This is a genomic window from Arthrobacter sp., assembly GCF_031988865.1.
Lineage (GTDB): Bacteria > Actinomycetota > Actinomycetes > Actinomycetales > Micrococcaceae > Arthrobacter_B.
In genome coordinates this window covers 80,723-96,761 of the sequence record NZ_DALZXY010000001.1, presented here as the reverse complement: position 1 = coordinate 96,761, position 16,039 = coordinate 80,723, and the positions used below count along the sequence as shown (strand labels likewise).

Here is a 16,039-nt window from a genome sequence, read left to right as displayed (position 1 = left end):
CGCTCCTCAAGCTGGGCGATCAGTTCGTCGTCGGCGCTGAAGGCCTCCACGATGATCAGGTCGGGGTCCGCCGCGTAGAGGGTGTCCAGATCAGGCTCCCCGCGCGTGCCCACATCGGTGACGCCCTCCGGGATGGTCTCGGCGCTGACGTAGGTGCCGTAGCCGTCAGTGTCGGAGACGGCGACCGGGGTGACGCACAGCGTGAGGGCGTCCTCGATCTGCTGCCATTCCAGCACGGCGATGCGCTCGGCCGGCTTGTCCAGTTCCACCGTGCGGCCGACGCCGTCGGTGAGCGAGACCGGGCCGGTCGCCGTCGTGGTGGTGTCGTCGGCGCAGGCCTGAGACGTGGCGGCCGTTGCCGCGTCGGCCGGTTCCTCCACATCGGTGGTGCCGCACGCGGACAGGGTCAGCGCAGCGGCAACCAGCATGGAGGCTGTGGCGGCTAGTGGGCGGAGTCGGGTCATGGGGGTGCCTCTCGGATGGGTGGTTAAGATCAGGCTTTGGCGGCGGACCGGCCGCGGGTGGCATGCCGGCCCACGGGGTCGATACGGATGCGGCTGGTGCCCGGGTCGACGCTGACCTCAACGCGGATGTCATACACGTCGCCGATATTCTGCTCGGTCAGCACATCCAGCGGTGCTCCGGCGGCATGGATGCGGCCAGCGGACATCAGCAGCAGGTGATCGGCCACGCGGGCGGCCTGGTCCAGGTCATGCAGGACAATTCCTACGGCGACTCCGGCGTCGTCCGCCAGGTCACGGACCAGGTCCAGGATCTCGATCTGGTAGCGCAGGTCCAGGTGGTTGGTGGGTTCGTCCAGGAGCACGACGCCGGTCTCCTGGGCCAGGCAGGCGGCGAGCCAGACACGCTGGACCTCCCCGCCGGACAGCTCGCTGACGGACCGGCCGGACATGTCGTGGACCCCGGTGGCGGCCATGGCCCGGGTGATGACGCGGTGGTCTTCAGCGGAGAGCCCGGCGAACCGGTGCCGGTAGGGGTGCCGTCCGAACGCGACGACTTCACTGACGGTCAGGCCCTGGGGAGCGGGCCGGGACTGGGAGAAGAGCGTCACCTCGCGGGCGAACTCGCGGGAGGTCAGTGCCGTTACGGACCGGTCAGTGGGGGTGCCAGTTCCGCGATCGCCCGCGCCGGAGCCGTGGGTGCCGCGGGATCCGCGCTCGCCGTCGCCGTCGTCGTTCCCGTGCAGTGTGATCAGCCCGCCGTCCAGGCGGTGCAACCGGGCCATGGACCGCAGCAGTGTCGATTTCCCGCTGCCGTTGGGGCCAACCAGTGCCGTGACCTGTCCCGGCTGGAACGTCAGGGAGACGCCGTGGACCACGGCGTCTCTCCCGTACCCCAGGCGCACCTGCTCGCCGCTCAGCGCCGTCGCCGGCCGCGCAGCTGTCTCCGGTTCGCCGGAGGTATCCTCCCGCTCAAGGCGTCGGGTGTTTCTCCGGGACATGGCAAACCTCAGGGCAGAAGGAACGTACGTGGATCAAGCGGGTATCGCGCGGCCGGGCCGCTTCGACCGCCCGGGAGGGGAGGTTAGGCTTGCCTTGCCTAACAAACAATAGGAGTTAGGGGGAGCGGACGCAATCCGGGTCCGGGCGCACGTCACACGGCGCATAATTTCACGCACAAGGTCATCGGCCCTGCCCCGACGGACCGAGCCGCAGTGGGCCGCCAGGCCTGGCGACGCGCGGGATCGCGGATGAAGCCAGCACTACACTCGTGTCATGGCGGAGAAAGCGAAGAGTGTTGCAGAGTATCTCGGTGCGCTCGACCCCGAGTACCGGGCAGAACTCGAGCGGATCCGCACGCTCGTCACCCAACTCGTGCCGGACGCCGAAGAGACCATGAGCTACGGGATGCCGACGCTCAAATATAAGAACCGCGCACTGGTGTACTTCACCGCATCCAAGAAGCACATGAGCTTCTATCCCTCTTCATGGGCGATCGAGGAGCTGCGGGACCAGCTCGAGGACTACAAGACCACCGAACACTCGATCCGATTCACGCTGGACAAGCCCCTGCCCAGCCGTCTGGTCGAAGACCTTGTTCGCGTGCATGTGCGCGAAATTGACGCCAACCGGCAGTAGAGGCCGGGTTCGAAGGATCAGTAGTGCGCTGGCACTGGTACGTCTGATTGCCCTGCTGCGAATGTACCCTCTAAAACCCTCCGTTTTGGGTCAAATCGACCTTTAGGGGATTTCCCTCCGGTGCGCTCAGGAGGGAAATCCCATTACGGCAGGGTTTTCCCAATTCGGAGGGAAACAGCGCCACACAACGGTGGGTTTTTCCCGAAGCGGAGGTGAACGGGTCACACGACGGGTGGGTTTTCCCGAAGCGGAGGGACACGGCGACACACAGGTAGACTCACCCGCCGCGCAGCAGCCTAGGGAACCTTTCTTCCCGGAGCTTCCGGCCCGGTGGGCCAGCGGAGCAGCGCGGCGGCGTCGACGGCGTGGGGCAGGACGCCGTCGGGCACCAGCAGGAGGCTGGCGTCAGTCAGGGCAGCCGCGCGGACCAAAGCGGCCGGCGCCGGAACCTGGCCGAGGACCTCTGCTCCAAGAGTCTGCTCCTGGGCGCTGGCCACCCAGGGCTCGGCATCGAGGGCGAACAGATGGCGGTCGGCCAGGGCTCTGTCATTCAGGATCAGCACCTCCACCTGGGCCTGCTGGAGGGCGGTCACCACTTGGCCGAAGCCAGTGACGGATTCCGGGTTGGCCTGCCCCTCCTGGAGGGCGAGGCGGTCCATGATCTGCTCCTGCTCAGCAGCCCACAGCAGGGCGATGCGTTCCTGGATCTCGTCGTCGAAATGGCCGTTGGCTGATCCTGAAGTGCGCGGATGGGAATCGATCATGCTGACCAGTGCCTTGTGCGCTTCGGTGAGCTGGTCCCGGACGAGGCCCCGCGCCCGGACGTCACCGGCGAGCACAATCAACTTGGCTCCGCTGCTGTCCGCAATCCGGTCGATCTCCTCGGCAACCTGATCAGCGTTGCGCCGCCAGATCTGTTCGGTCTGCCGCTGGAACTTGTCCTGTGACCAGCCTCCAGCCGGGAGCTTGGTGATGTCTTCTGTCTCCCCTTCGACGTCCTGGACGGTGGCGGGATGGCCGCCGCCGGCATACTCCAGCCGGATCTCCGCGTCCTCACGGGAGGCTTCGGCGACGATGTAGGGGAATTCCTCGGGGCGGTGCTTGAGCAGCGGCAGCAGGTCTGGGATCGGGTCCACCGAGACTCGTTCCGGTAGCACGAGCGGGCCGGGCAGCACTTCGTTCAAGGCCACTGTGCCCTGCTGGATGAGAAGGAACCGCGACACCGGGGAGGGGTATCCGTCCGCGGGGAGTACTGCAGTTTCCGCGGCTTCCTGGTCCTGGGGCGGGGCACCCTGTTTGGCCAGCGCCCTCCTGACGTCGCCCGGGCGGACCTCGGCGGCTTCCAGGCTGTCTGTGGTCCCAGCTGAAGCGTCTACGTACGCGACGCACCAGGGCCCCTTGCGCCGGTAAAGGTCAGCAAATTCGTGGAGTTTCCGGGTCATCTTGGTCTCCTTCGCAGCCCTGCAGCGATTCAATCCGTGATCCACGCTAGCACCGGCGTCTGCGGCATTTATAGGGGCTGGCGAAGTCGCTGCCCAGCAGGCCATCCAGAAGCATGGTGACCTGAGGTTGCCGGCATCTTTGAGCGGCTGGGGTTTGCGGCGCATCTACTTCGCGGCCCGGGCCCGCCTTGTCTTCGCATCGTCAAAGAGGGTCTTCACGGTGGCAACGGCGCCTCCCAGTCCAAAGAAGAGCACCGCGGCGGTCCACCAGCTCAAATACCCTCGCTCCCAGCCGTCCACGACGGCCTCCGAAGGATCGTCCGGGTTGTAGTAAACAGTCACCGATTGCCCGGTCAGGGCCTCCGGGGCGTCTTGGCGAGGAAAGATTCCGCCCGTCCGCACCACCTGATCCAAGTACACCCAATGGGGAAAGGAAGGATCCGGCGCCGGAAACACCGTGACGGCGATGGTCTCGCGGGAACGGCCGGCGGACTGCTCATAGAAGTACAGGACGGTGCCCGTGACGGCGGTCCCGGATTCGATAAGGTTCCGGTCGCTCTGCACTCCATGGACGCCGAACCCTCCGATCAAGAGCCCGGCGACGAGCGAAAGCCCAGTCACCAGCAGGGTAGGCGCTGGCTGTTTCCTTTTGGCCCATAGGGTTTTGAGGCTTCGGCGTCGGGGCATCAGGCGCGTTCCTCCAGGCATGCGGGCATGGGTTCCTCCTCCACCGGGGGGACAGAAACGGCGTACCGCCCAACTCCGTTCGAATCTAGCACCCACGGAGTTGCTGCAGATTCGAAGCAACGACGCCGGCATCCGCACCTGCGTGTGACTTCCCCCGCTTCGCGGAATATCCCCGGCCGTTCCCTCGGTTGTTGCTGGAGATACGAACTTCAGCTCAGGACCCTCCGGCCCTGAAGCGAGCGATAGAAAGAACCCCTTAGTGAACCTGTTTACCCCGCTGACCCTCGGCGCCATGGAACTGCCCAACCGCCTGGTAATGGCCCCGCTGACCCGTATGCGCGCCGATCTGAACGGCGTGCCCACTGACATGATGATCGACTACTACCGCCAGCGGGCATCGCTTGGCCTCATTGTCAGTGAAGGCATCTACCCGTCCTTCACCGGTCAGGGCAACACACGGATGCCGGGTCTGGTCACCGACGAGCACGTCGCCGGCTGGAAGAAGGTCACCGACGCCGTGCACGCCGCCGGCGGCCGGATCGTGGCCCAGCTGATGCACTCCGGCCGTGTGGCCCACGAGAACATCAACGGTGGACGCGGCGCCGTCGCCCCCAGCGCCATCGCGCTCGAGGGTATGGCTCACACCTACGACGGCAAGCAGCCCTACCCGGTGCCGCACGCCCTGACCGAAGCCGAAATCCCCGGCGTCGTGCAGGAATTCACGTCCGCGGCCGTGAACGCGATGAAGGCAGGGTTCGACGGCGTTGAACTGCACGGTGCCAACGGTTACCTGCTGCAGGAATTCCTCTCCCCGGTCTCCAACACCCGCACCGACTCCTACGGCGGATCCCCGGAAAACCGGGCACGTATTGTTGTCGAGGCCTTCCGCTCCGTGGTCGAGGCGATCGGCGCTGACCACGTCGGCATCCGGATTTCCCCGGAGCACAACATCCAGGGCGTACTGGAAACCGACCGCGAGGACGTGCTCGCAACGTACACGGCCCTCGTTGACGGCATCGCACCGCTGAAGCCGGCCTACCTCAGCATCCTGCACAAGGACCCGGCCGATGACCTGGTCCAGGAACTGCGCCGCCGCTTCGCCGGCCCGGTGCTGCTGAACACCGGGTTCGGCGTGATGACCACCCGTGAAGACGCCGTGGCCCTCCTTCAGGAAGACCTGGCCGACGCCGTCGTCGTCGGCCGTCCCGCCATCGCCAACCCGGACCTGGCCCGCCGCTGGCAGGAAGACCTGGAGCTCAACGAGGTGGATTACGCCACGTTCTACACCGATGGTGTGGCCGGCTACACGGACTACCCGGAGCTGGCTCCTGTTTCCTAACCGGCTCCTGCCTGCCTAACGACGGCAGCCCGCGTGAATCCGGTTAGTCTTCGACCGACCGGATCACGCGGGCAGGGGAGCCGACGGCCAGGGAACGGGCCGGAAGGTCCTTGGTCACCACAGCACCGGCAGCCACCACGGAATCGTCCCCGATGCTCACGCCGGGCAGCACCGTGACATTGGAGCCCAGCCAGACGTTCCGGCCCAGCGTGATCGGCGCGGGGTGCATATCCGCACGCCTGCTGGGCGCCAGATCGTGATTGAGCGTTGCCAGGACGGCGTTGTGGCCGATCAGGCAATCATCGCCGATGGTAATGCCGCCCTGATCCTGGAACCGGCAGCCGGAATTGATGAAGACCCGTTTCCCGAGGATGATGTTCCTGCCGAAATCCGCGGAAAACGGCGGGAACAGAGCCACGGTTTCATCCACCGGCCTTCCGGTCAGCCGGGACAACAGTTCCCGTACCCTGGCCGGTTCGTGGTAGCCGCTGTTCAGTTCCCCGGTGATCTGCAGGGCTTCCTGGCTGGCGTGGTGCATGGCTTCGTGTAGGGGCGAGCCGGCGGTAATGGTTTCGCCGGCGTTCAACGCGGCGAGGAGATGGTCAAGTTCCATGGTGTCCTATCCGGGGCTGTCCGCAGCGGTGCCGCCCCTCATTCACCGTAGCGGCTGGCCCCGGCGAAAGACGGCGGCTCCGTGTGACTTCCCGATGCAGCCCTTTTAACCTCCGGCGTCAGTCACTGTGAGGCCCCACGCCAGTACGTCGTCGGACTCAACGTCGATGAAAAGCTTGGCGACAGGGGAGTCCAGCTCAAAAACCGTGCGGGTCGGTTCCTCGGGGGTGCCGCAGGCGACGGAAGTCTTGCCGGTATTGGCGACGTTTACAACGAGTTCGCCATCGGACTGGCAAGCCAGGTATACCGCGACGGCAGCGCCTGCTGGCCCGAACCCAGCTGAGCTTGAACCGGACCCGGATACGCTTCCCAAGAAATTCTCATCGGCCGGATGGGTGGGAACCAGGGGATCCTCCGGTACAGGCGTCACCCGCACTGGTTCAGGCACCGATGCCGCCTGCGTGCACCCGCACAGCAGCAGGGCACTCACACCAAGAATGGACAGGACCTTCGCGCGCATGCAGCCTCCCAGTTTGTTTCGCGGTCCAGCTGTTGGTCCTTGGGGGAGACTGCGGCTGGTCAACGTCGACCTATGATCGGCCACCATACAGCACCCGACAATTTCCGGTCGAAGGCGCACATCAGTCCGATGAGTCGTCCTTCTCGGACCCATTCGATTTGCCGCCGGCCAGTTTGAGGAACGCTGCGACCACAACTATTGCGACGGAGATGCCGGCCAGCATGAAGTGCGCGGGCTTCGTCTCCGGACCGGCGACTGCAGCGCCCGCGATGACCAGCAGGAGTACGCATTGCGGCCAGGAAGGCAGACGGTCTTTTCGCACGTTCTTCATGCCTTCCGCTTGGGGTCTTCGCTGCTTCGAGCGTCAGAACCATCGGAGTGCGGACTTTTCTTTCGCCTGGCGAGCCACTCCTCACGATATTTCGCAGTCTCAGCTGCCTGGGCACTGCCCCAACGGCCGGCGAGATCCGCGGTGAAGAACATGATGGTTACCGAGACCACGGCTGCGATCCACCCATAGTCGGAGTACATCCAGACAAGCAGGCAGAAAGGTCCGAGGAAGAGCAGTTCGACGAGCAGGCGTCTCATATTTGCCTCGATTCTCAAGGGCACGTGACCTCAGCGTCCGGGTACCTAATTCATGCGTGGAGTTACTACAGGCGCGCCTTCGGTTCACCCCCACTGTTTCCGCGGGTAACGAACCACAGCCACCCGAGCTGCCCCTCGTCATGGCTTTCCCTCGTCCTCAGCCCCGGCAGGAGGCTGGGTGCCGCTCCGTTTGGCGAGCCACTCCTTGCGATACTCATCCACCTCGCGTGCTTTCTTATTCCCCCAGCGGACGCCAAGCCACACACCCAGCCCCGACCCAAGTCCCACGAGCCAGTAGGCATTGCCCAGCCACCAGGACACCAGGATCACCAGAACGCCAACCCCGGCGGCCACGAATACCGTGCCTTTCGTGCCCAGCGGCCGGGACCTCACAGGTTCCCCCGGTCCTGAGCCGAACTGGTGAAGTCCGTCCCTGCGAGGGCGGTGCTCGGGAGTATGACCCGCATGAGATTCCCCCCCCAACGCCCAGAGTGCCCGAAGCGCCTGCGTCCGTTCCCGGAACGTTAGATGGCCTACGTTCCGTTGTCAGCACCTCGGGCTACCTGTCTTTGATCCCTGCAGTGCGCCCCCTTGTTTGCTTTCTGGGGCCTTTCGCCGCGGTGGTGTGGCGCCGTTTCCCTCCGTTTTGGGAAATCCCTGCCACTTTGGGACTTTCCTGCGCGGCGCCGTGGCAGGGAAGTCCCCTGACGGCCGGATTGTCCCCAAAGGGAGTAGCCCAGGTACCCGTTGGACGATGTGTCTGGGTCCCTCGCCCCGCGCTACCGGCGAACCCCGGGGCCACCGCCTCCTAGACGACCACAATCTCCGTTCCGCCGGCCGCATGGTCGGCCATAGCGACGCGCTGAATGGCCGGATCCTCGTAGGTGTTCCAGTAGTAGGTCATCGTCCGGGAGGAGAAGAGCCCGGTGTAGATGGTCTTCTCGAACTCGCCGGAGCCCATGGCCGCGTTGCCGTCCACCATGGCGACCTGCTGCAGGGTGTGGAACGCGCGGCTGACGTTCTCCTCCTCGGTCGTCTTGGCCGGGTAGTGCGCGTTGACGTAGGCCGCACGCACGAACCGGGACGGCGAGTAGTAATCGCCGGGGATCCCGCGCATGAGTGACCCCGAGCCGAAGGGGGCCAGATTCGCCCGGCCAAGGACAACCTTCTCGGGGAAGTCGGGCGAGGCATTGAGGTAGTTGCGCAGGTTCTCGTGGTGCCAGGGAAAGCCGGGCTGGTTCGTCAGGACATCGACGTCGTCCTTGAAAACGTGCATACCGTCGCTTGTGTACTCCACAACAATGGCGCGCTTCGAGTCGCCGATAAACCAGTGCAGCAGGGAACTCGGGTACTTCTCGTTGATCGGCTTGTCCACAATGACGACGCCGCCGAGCGCGGCCTCTACCTCGTCCACGCTGGCGAACTGGGAGGCCACCCAGAGTGGGAATTCATACGCGGCGACGTTCACCGCGCCCTCGACCGGTTCCGGTGCGTACTCCGCATATCCCGGGAAGTTGAGGCCGGCAACCGCCAGGCCGGCGTCGTTGCCGCAGTCGAAATAAAGCGGCGTATCCTCTTCCACGATGCCCATGCCGAGAACAGCGTGCCGGATCCCCGGCACCGCGCCAAACGGCGACCTGGTGGCGTACCCGGTGGGCGTCAGCACCACCCGCTCCCCGTAGCCGAAAGTCCAGTCGAGATTGCGTGCGAGATAGAGGTTTCCACTGCCGTCAGAGAATCTGATGCCTGTACACATAGTGTCAGGGTAGGCCCGGACACCGGGCGGGTGGCAGGGTCGACGCCCGTCCCCGATGCTCAAGGAGGAAATCTCGAGCACGGCCCCGCAGCATGGGTTCTAGTCCAGCGGCGCCGCCGAACGCATCCGGAGACCTTGCGCTCCGCTGCTTTCCAAGGCCGCCGTGAGCCCGTCCAGCAAAGCGCCGAGCCCAAGGTCGAACGCCGCCTCCGCGCTCCAGGCCCCGGCGTCCTGCGGATCCAGGTTCGCGTGCAGTTCGGTGAGCTCGGGAGGCACGGAGCTGCGGTTGAGCAGCGTATCGGGAGCCACGATGTCGAGGGCCGAACCGAGGACGTAGGCCTCCACGGCGCGCATAACAGCCACCGCTTCGCCGCGCTGCCAGCCTCCACGGACGAGCCCGGCGACCACCCGTTCGTAGGTGGCCAGGGTCGCAGGATCGGAAATGGCCGTTGTGGCCATCAGGGCGATGACGTTCGGATGTTCGGTAAAGGCCCGCATATAGTCGCGCGCCCAGGCCTCCAGCGCTTCCCGCCACTCCACGGACTGGAACTGGTCAGCCTGAATGTGTTCGGCCAGAATGCCGCGCATCGCCTCGATGAGGTCCTGCCTGCCCGCAATGTGGTTGTACAGGGACGCTGGACGCCGATCCACCTCTTGGGCCAGCCGTTTCATGGTGAGCGCTTCCAGTCCCTCACGCCCCACCAGCTGCAAGGCGGCGGCGGCGATTTTCCGGCGGTTCATGCCCATCCGTGATTCCTGCCCCTGGGACCCCCGCCACAAGGCGTAAATGTGACCATTGACACACTCTAGCCTCCGCTGTAAGTTCCCTTCTACATCTATACGAACGACGTTCGTTCGTTTGTGGGGGTCAGGTTGGCTCAGCTCCGTCTCCTGGGCAGCGCCCCGGCTTGCGCCATTTACGCTGCCCGGCCTTGGAAAGGGTTTGTATGAACAGGCAACAGGTTGGATCCATGTTGTTTCACGGCGGAACGGTGTGGCCGGGAAAGGGACTGGGGGATTCCCATGCCCTGCTCATCCGCGACGGTTTGATTGCCGCCCTCGGTGACGACGCCGTGCGGCAGGCCCAGGACACCCCGCACGAAGCAGTAGACCTCCGCGGCGGATTCCTAATGCCGGGATTCGGTGAGGGGCACTCCCACCCGATTTTCGGCGGGATCGAACAGCGCGGCCCGCAGATCAGCGGACTCGGCTCCGTGGACGCCATAATCACGGAAGTGCGGCGCTACGCACAGGATCATCCCGACGAAGAGTGGATCCAGGGCGCCTCCTACAACGGTTCCCTCGTCGAAGGTGGCCTCTTTGACGCCCGCTGGCTCGACGAAGCGGTCCCTGACAGGCCGGTCGTCCTGCGCGGCTGGGACTACCACACGCTGTGGTGCAACTCAGAGGCGCTGCGCCGGGCCGGAATCACCGCTGATACCCCTGACCCGGAGATGGGGGAAATCCCGCGGCGGACTGACGGATCGCCGCTGGGCGTGCTGCGCGAATGGGGCGCCATTGACCTCATGGAGAAGGTCTGCCCGCCACACGATTTTGAAGTGCGGCTCACCGCGCTGACTACCGCCCTGGAAATGTTTTCCTCCTTCGGAATTACCTGGGCCCAGGACACCTGGGTGTCGGCGGATGACGTCGAGGTCTACCTCGAGGCTGCCCGCCGGGGGCTGCTCAAGGTACGCATGAACCTGGCCCTGCTGGCGGATCCGCGGAACTTCGAGGACTCCCTGCCCGGGATGATTGCCCTCCGGCAGCGAGTCCGGGACCTTAACCATCCCTACCTCACGGCCAACACCGTCAAGTTCTTCGCCGACGGCGTGATCGAGAACGAAACAGCATCGCTGCTCGAGTCCTACTGCACGGCCAGCCACAGCGGGATGCGGATCTGGGAGCCGGCTAGGCTGTCGCATGCTGTTGCCGCCGTGCGTGCCGAGGGCTTCCAGCCGTACATCCACGCCATTGGCGACGACGCCGTGCGCATCTCCCTGGACGCCATGGAGCTCTCGGCAGCCGCCACCGAATCTGCAGCGGCCCGCCCCGTGATCACGCATGTGCAGCTGGCCAGCGACGCCGATCTGGCCCGCTTTGCCCGGCTGGGCGTCATCGCGAACCTGCAGCCGCTCTGGGCACAGCTGGACGCACTCATGACCGTTCTGACCATTCCACGGCTGGGCCGGGAACGGGCCGACCGGCAGTACAAGACGCGCACGCTGGCGGAATCCGGTGCGGCGCTCTCCTTCGGGTCGGACTGGCCCTGTTCCTCGGCGGACCCGCGCGAGGGCATCGCCATTGCCGCGTCACGGACCACGACCGGCGGGGACCCGGCTGGCGGATGGGTTCCCGAAGAGATCATCGACATGGAGGACGCGCTGGACATCTACACGCGGGGCACGTCGTTCCAGGCGTTCGCTGACCACACCCTTGCCCCCTGGGGCACCCTGGCAGTGGGCCACAGCGCCGACCTGGTGTGGTTCGGGCGTGACCCACGCGCAACTGCGGCCAATGACCTGCCCGCCAACCCCATCCTTGCGACCTACCTCGCGGGAGCAGCCACGTACAGCGGCGCACACGAAGGGCAGCTGAGCCATGTCGACAAGTGATTCCGGCACGGTTCCGGCGGAGACCGCGAAAGCGACCACAAGCACCACCACCGCCCCGCAGCTCAAACGGGTACTGGGCGTTCCCGCCCTGGTGCTCTTTGGGCTGGTCTACATGGTTCCGCTGACAGTCTTCACCACCTACGGGATCGTCACCCAGGTCTCCGGGGGACGGCTCCCCGCGGCCTACCTCATCACTCTGTGCGTTATGTTGTTCACCGCCCGGTCCTACGGGCTCATGGCGCGGGCCTTTCCCTATGCGGGGTCCGCATACACCTACACGCAGAAGAGCTTCGGCCCGGCGCCGGGCCTGATGACCGGCTGGTCCCTGCTGCTGGACTATCTCTTCCTGCCAATGCTGAACTACCTGGTCACCGGCATCTACCTCAATGCAGCCTTCCCGATGATTCCCAACTGGGTCTTTATCCTCCTGGTGATAGGCATCGTCACGACCCTGAACATCGTTGGGCTGGTCTCGGTGACCCGGGCGAACCTTGTCATTATTGCCGTCCAGGCAGTGTTCATTGTGGTCTTCGTTGTGCTCGCGGTGGCCTCCGCGACCGGGCAGGCCGACCTGAGCCTCACAAAACCCTTTACCGGGGGCGGCAGCGAAACTGGCTTCGCCCCGCTAATGGCCGGGGCTGCGATCCTGTGCCTCTCCTTCCTGGGTTTCGACTCGATTTCCACCCTGGCCGAAGAGACGAAGAACCCGCGCCGCGCGCTGCCCATTGCCATCACGCTGGTCACGCTGGGGGCGGGAATCCTGTTCGTGATCCTCGCCTACGTGGCCCAGCTGGCGTATCCCAGCAATGTCTTCACCGATCCCGATTCCGCATCCCTGGAGGTGATGGCCGCCGTTGGCGGCCAGGTCTTTACGGCCATCTTCACCGCCGCGTTTATCGCCGGCGGCCTAGGATCATCCATCGCAGCCCAGGCATCCGCTTCGCGGATCCTCTATGCGATGGGCCGCGACGGCGTACTGCCCAAGCCTTTCTTCGGGCAGCTGAGCCGCCGATACAACACCCCCGTCTTCGCCATCCTGACGGTCTCCGTCATTGGGATGGGGTCATTGTTCGTGACGCTGCAGCTCATCTCGGAAACCGTGAGCTTCGGAGCACTGGTGGCGTTCTCCGCGGTCAACCTCGCCGTCATCAAGCACTACTACTTCGATGAGGCCAGGCGCAGCACCGCGGATACGTTGCGGTTCCTGCTGCTTCCCCTGGCCGGCCTGAGCTTGACGGTCTGGCTGTGGACCAGCCTGTCCTCGACCGCGTTGACCATAGGGCTGGTCTGGCTCGGCATCGGCTTCCTCTGGCTGCTGGTGATTACGCGGGGCTTCCGCCGCCCCACGCCAAACCTGGATATGACCGAGAAATAGAGCACCCGTAACCAGCCAAAAAGAAAGGGCGCCTGGCGGCGGAACCGGATCCGGTCCCGCCGCCAGGCGCCCTTCGCTGTGTTGGCTACTCGCCGATGTAGAAGAGGCGCTTGTTGACGAACTCATCCATGCCCAGCGGACCAAGTTCACGGCCGAAACCGGAGCGCTTCACGCCGCCGAAGGGCATGCTGGCGCTTTCCCCTTCGGGAGAGTTGACGAAGGCCATCCCCACCTCGAGGCGCTCGGCGAACTTGCGGGCGCGCTCTTCATCCTTAGCGAACACCGCGCCGCCCAGCCCGTAAATGGAGTCATTTGCCAGGCGGAGTGCTTCCTCATCGCTGGAAACCTTGAAGACCATGGCTACCGGGCCAAAGAGCTCTTCGCGGTAGGCACGCATCTCCTCGGTGACACCGGTGAGGACGGCAGGTGCGAAGTAGGCGCCGGGCCCGTCCTGCAGGGTACCGCCGACGTGCAGGGTGGCACCCTTGTCCACGGCGTCCTGCAGCTGCTCCACCAGTTCTTCCGCACCCGCACGGGAGGACATCGGCGTGTAGGTCCGTTCGACGTCGGTCGCCGGGTCCCGGGGCTCCAAGCCGGTGGCCAGGGAAGTCAGTTCGGCCACGAACTCGTCATAGATGTCCTCCATGACGATCATGCGCTTGTTGGAGTTGCAGGCCTGGCCCGTGTTCTCCGTCCGGACAGCCCAGGCCATCTCGGCAGCGGCCTTAACATCTTCACTGTCCAGCAGGACGTACGGATCCGAGCCGCCGAGCTCCAGCACGGCCTTCTTGAGGTTCTGGCCCGCCAGCGAACCAACAATCGCGCCGGCGCGCTCGGAACCGGTCAGGGAAACACCCTGGACGCGGGGATCGGCGATGATGTCGGCGATCTGCGCATGGTTGGCGAACAGGTTGATGTACACACCCTCCGGCACACCGGCGTCATCCATGATCTTCTGGATAGCCAGCGCCGAGCGGGGGCAGTTGTTGGCGTGCTTGAGGATGATCGTGTTGCCCAGCATCAGGTTGGGCGCAGCGAACCGGGCCACCTGGTAGTAGGGGTAGTTCCACGGCATGATGCCCAGCAGCGGCCCAACCGGGCGGGTCTGGATCACGGCACGGCCGCCGCCGATGTTATTGATCTCCCGGTCCGCGGCAAGAGCCGGACCTTCTGTGGCGAAGTAGGCGAAGATGTCCGTGCAGAACGCTGCTTCACCCTTGGACTCGGGCAGCGGCTTGCCCATTTCCTCGGTAATGATCGCGGCCAGCTCATCGGCCCGCTCGGCGAACAGTTCCGCGATGCGGGACACAACCTTGGCCCGTTCGGTGATCGGCACTTCCTGCCAGGCCAGGTACGCGGCCTGGGACTTGGTCAGGGCTTCCTGGACCTCGGTGTCAGTGGCGGTGGGGAACTCTTCGAGCACCTCACCGGTAGCGGGATTTTGGACCCGGTAACCCGGGCGGGTGGACGTGGCGGTGTTGGAAGTACTCACTGCTTTTCTCCTTTGAAAGTGGATAAAGATGGTGGAAAGCGTTTAGGAGTCGAAGCCCATGCCGACGGCGTCCATGGTCTTCAGGAGCAGACCGCGCTTGCCCTCGCGGCGGTCCGCACGCGCCAGGGCAGCGGTCATGGCCTGGACTCCTACCCAGGCAATCGGTTCCGGCGGGAACGGCAGCGGCTTCTTGCGCACCATTTCCAGTTCCGTGATTTCCGTCTTTTCCCCCGAGAGCAGGTCAAGCATGACTCGCGCACCGAAGCGGGAGGCTCCAACGCCGAGGCCCGTGAACCCTGCGCAGGAGGCAACTTTCCCCTTGTACGCGGTGTCGAAGAACGCAAAGAAGCGGCTGGACGTATCGATCACACCGCCCCAGGCGTGGGAGAACTTCAGCCCGGTGAGGGCCGGGAAAGTCGCGAAGAAGTGGGCGGCCAGCCGGGAATAGGTTGATTCGCTGTGGTAGTTCTCGGGTTTGATCTTGCCGCCGAACTTGTACAGGGCATCGAAGCCGCCGTAAAGGATCCGGAAATCACCGTTCTCGTCAACGATCGGACGCGAGTAATGGAACCTGTTGTGCAGATCGGTCAGTCCGTGCAGGGTCTCCCAGCCGATGGCCTCGCGCTGCTCGGCGGTGAGGGGCTCCGTCATCAGTGCGTAGTCGTAGACGGGAACTGTCATCAGGGAGTGGCGCTTGAGCAGGGGTGAGAACGCATTTGTCGCCAGTGCAACCTTTCCGGCGCGGACCTTGCCCCGGGAGGTTTCCACGGTGACCTGGTTCCCGGCATCCGAGATACCGGTGGCAGCGGTCTGCTCATGCACGCGCACGCCCAGTTTCAGGCAGGCTTCAAGCAGGCCCCATGCCAGCTTCGCCGGATTCACCAGGACCGTGTTCTCGCGGCTCCACAAACCGGAGATAAACGCATCCGACTTAACCATGCCGCGGACAGTCTCGGTGTCCAGGTACTGCTGGTCCTTGCCGTTGTCCGCTTCACGCAGCCAGGCGTCCTGGTGCGGTTCGGTGGAGACAGCCACAGTGCCGCTCTCATAGAGGTCGCAGTCGATGCCATAGCGCTCGAGGGTGGCGATAAGTTCGGCGAGGTTTTCGAGGCCGAGCTCCGTCAGGCGTTCGTTTTCCTCCGGCAGGTGCTGCTCGCCGTTGGACTCGCCGTGGACCAGGCTGGCTTCGCAGAATCCGCCGTTGCGGCCCGACGCTTCAGCAGCGACCCGGCCGGCGTCGATCAGCACGACGTCGGTCTCCGGGTTGCGCTCCTTGGCCTGCAGGGCAGTCCACAGTCCGGTGTAGCCACCACCGACGACGAGGAGATCGCAGCTGGCATCCCCAGCCAGCGGCGGCAGGGCGCCGGGGCGGTTGGGAGTATCAAGCCAGTAAACGTCCCGCTTGGTGTCCTGCAGGGACGCAGCGCAAAGTGCCGGGTCAATGGTGCGTTCGGCGTTCTCGAAGAACGTCGGTGTTGATTTAAGCATGATCTCTTTCTCTGGGGGTGTGCGCG

16 protein-coding genes and 1 pseudogene are annotated in these 16,039 nt (G+C 64.9%); 4 read left to right on the top strand and 13 right to left on the bottom strand.

Annotation, left to right across the window (positions count from 1 at the left end; translation table 11 throughout):
• Together RTN46_RS00520 and RTN46_RS00515 are read right to left on the bottom strand one after the other, a co-directional pair.
• A pseudogene (locus RTN46_RS00520) lies at positions 1-464 on the bottom strand (ABC transporter substrate-binding protein); the annotation flags it as partial.
• A gap of 29 nt (positions 465-493) precedes the next feature.
• A complete protein-coding gene (locus RTN46_RS00515; protein ID WP_312178471.1) occupies positions 494-1,462 on the bottom strand; it encodes an ABC transporter ATP-binding protein in 969 nt (322 codons plus the stop codon).
• Between the two features lie 274 nt (positions 1,463-1,736).
• Here RTN46_RS00515 and RTN46_RS00510 point away from each other — a divergent pair, with 274 nt between their 5' ends.
• Positions 1,737-2,099 carry a DUF1801 domain-containing protein gene (locus RTN46_RS00510; protein WP_312178470.1) on the top strand — a complete coding sequence of 121 codons (363 nt, stop codon included), beginning with the start codon at positions 1,737-1,739 and terminating at the stop codon, positions 2,097-2,099.
• A gap of 296 nt (positions 2,100-2,395) precedes the next feature.
• Here RTN46_RS00510 and RTN46_RS00505 read toward each other — a convergent pair whose 3' ends face one another.
• Together RTN46_RS00505 and RTN46_RS00500 are read right to left on the bottom strand one after the other, a co-directional pair.
• Positions 2,396-3,541, bottom strand: coding sequence for a Vms1/Ankzf1 family peptidyl-tRNA hydrolase (locus RTN46_RS00505; protein ID WP_312178469.1), 1,146 nt, complete (start codon positions 3,539-3,541; stop codon positions 2,396-2,398).
• A gap of 165 nt (positions 3,542-3,706) precedes the next feature.
• Entirely contained in the window at positions 3,707-4,162 is a 456-nt protein-coding gene (locus RTN46_RS00500; protein ID WP_312178468.1) for a DUF3592 domain-containing protein, read from the bottom strand.
• A 325-nt stretch (positions 4,163-4,487) separates the two neighbouring features.
• Between RTN46_RS00500 and RTN46_RS00495 the strand changes: the two genes are divergently transcribed.
• Complete coding sequence (locus tag RTN46_RS00495) at positions 4,488-5,567, top strand: alkene reductase (protein WP_396157090.1); 1,080 nt, start codon at positions 4,488-4,490, stop codon at positions 5,565-5,567.
• A 43-nt stretch (positions 5,568-5,610) separates the two neighbouring features.
• Here RTN46_RS00495 and RTN46_RS00490 read toward each other — a convergent pair whose 3' ends face one another.
• The 7 genes from RTN46_RS00490 to RTN46_RS00460 form a co-directional block, all read right to left on the bottom strand.
• Complete coding sequence (locus tag RTN46_RS00490; protein ID WP_248317429.1) at positions 5,611-6,180, bottom strand: sugar O-acetyltransferase; 570 nt, start codon at positions 6,178-6,180, stop codon at positions 5,611-5,613.
• Positions 6,181-6,285: 105 nt separating this feature from the next.
• The gene (locus RTN46_RS00485) at positions 6,286-6,699 is read right to left on the bottom strand and encodes a hypothetical protein (protein ID WP_312178467.1); all 414 of its coding nucleotides are present in this window, start codon (positions 6,697-6,699) and stop codon (positions 6,286-6,288) included.
• A gap of 121 nt (positions 6,700-6,820) precedes the next feature.
• The gene (locus RTN46_RS00480) at positions 6,821-7,021 is read right to left on the bottom strand and encodes a hypothetical protein (RefSeq protein ID WP_312178466.1); all 201 of its coding nucleotides are present in this window, start codon (positions 7,019-7,021) and stop codon (positions 6,821-6,823) included.
• 5 nt (positions 7,022-7,026) lie between these two features.
• The gene (locus RTN46_RS00475) at positions 7,027-7,287 is read right to left on the bottom strand and encodes a hypothetical protein (RefSeq protein WP_312178465.1); all 261 of its coding nucleotides are present in this window, start codon (positions 7,285-7,287) and stop codon (positions 7,027-7,029) included.
• A gap of 138 nt (positions 7,288-7,425) precedes the next feature.
• Complete coding sequence (locus tag RTN46_RS00470; RefSeq protein WP_312178464.1) at positions 7,426-7,641, bottom strand: hypothetical protein; 216 nt, start codon at positions 7,639-7,641, stop codon at positions 7,426-7,428.
• A gap of 454 nt (positions 7,642-8,095) precedes the next feature.
• Positions 8,096-9,043, bottom strand: coding sequence for a choloylglycine hydrolase (gene bsh / locus RTN46_RS00465; RefSeq protein ID WP_312178463.1), 948 nt, complete (start codon positions 9,041-9,043; stop codon positions 8,096-8,098).
• A 99-nt stretch (positions 9,044-9,142) separates the two neighbouring features.
• Positions 9,143-9,790, bottom strand: a complete 648-nt coding sequence (locus RTN46_RS00460) for a TetR/AcrR family transcriptional regulator C-terminal domain-containing protein (protein WP_312178462.1) — start codon at positions 9,788-9,790, stop codon at positions 9,143-9,145.
• A gap of 224 nt (positions 9,791-10,014) precedes the next feature.
• Here RTN46_RS00460 and RTN46_RS00455 point away from each other — a divergent pair, with 224 nt between their 5' ends.
• Both RTN46_RS00455 and RTN46_RS00450 read left to right on the top strand, forming a co-directional pair.
• Complete coding sequence (locus RTN46_RS00455) at positions 10,015-11,658, top strand: amidohydrolase (protein ID WP_312178461.1); 1,644 nt, start codon at positions 10,015-10,017, stop codon at positions 11,656-11,658.
• Positions 11,645-13,033, top strand: a complete 1,389-nt coding sequence (locus RTN46_RS00450; protein ID WP_312178460.1) for an APC family permease — start codon at positions 11,645-11,647, stop codon at positions 13,031-13,033. The genes RTN46_RS00455 and RTN46_RS00450 overlap by 14 nt, the downstream gene beginning before the upstream one ends.
• Before the next feature lie 85 nt (positions 13,034-13,118).
• Here RTN46_RS00450 and RTN46_RS00445 read toward each other — a convergent pair whose 3' ends face one another.
• Together RTN46_RS00445 and RTN46_RS00440 are read right to left on the bottom strand one after the other, a co-directional pair.
• Positions 13,119-14,525 (bottom strand): NAD-dependent succinate-semialdehyde dehydrogenase, encoded by a 1,407-nt coding sequence (locus tag RTN46_RS00445; protein WP_312178459.1) that lies wholly within the window; start codon positions 14,523-14,525, stop codon positions 13,119-13,121.
• 42 nt (positions 14,526-14,567) lie between these two features.
• A complete protein-coding gene (locus RTN46_RS00440; protein WP_312178458.1) occupies positions 14,568-16,013 on the bottom strand; it encodes an FAD-dependent oxidoreductase in 1,446 nt (481 codons plus the stop codon).
• Positions 16,014-16,039 lie beyond the last annotated feature (26 nt).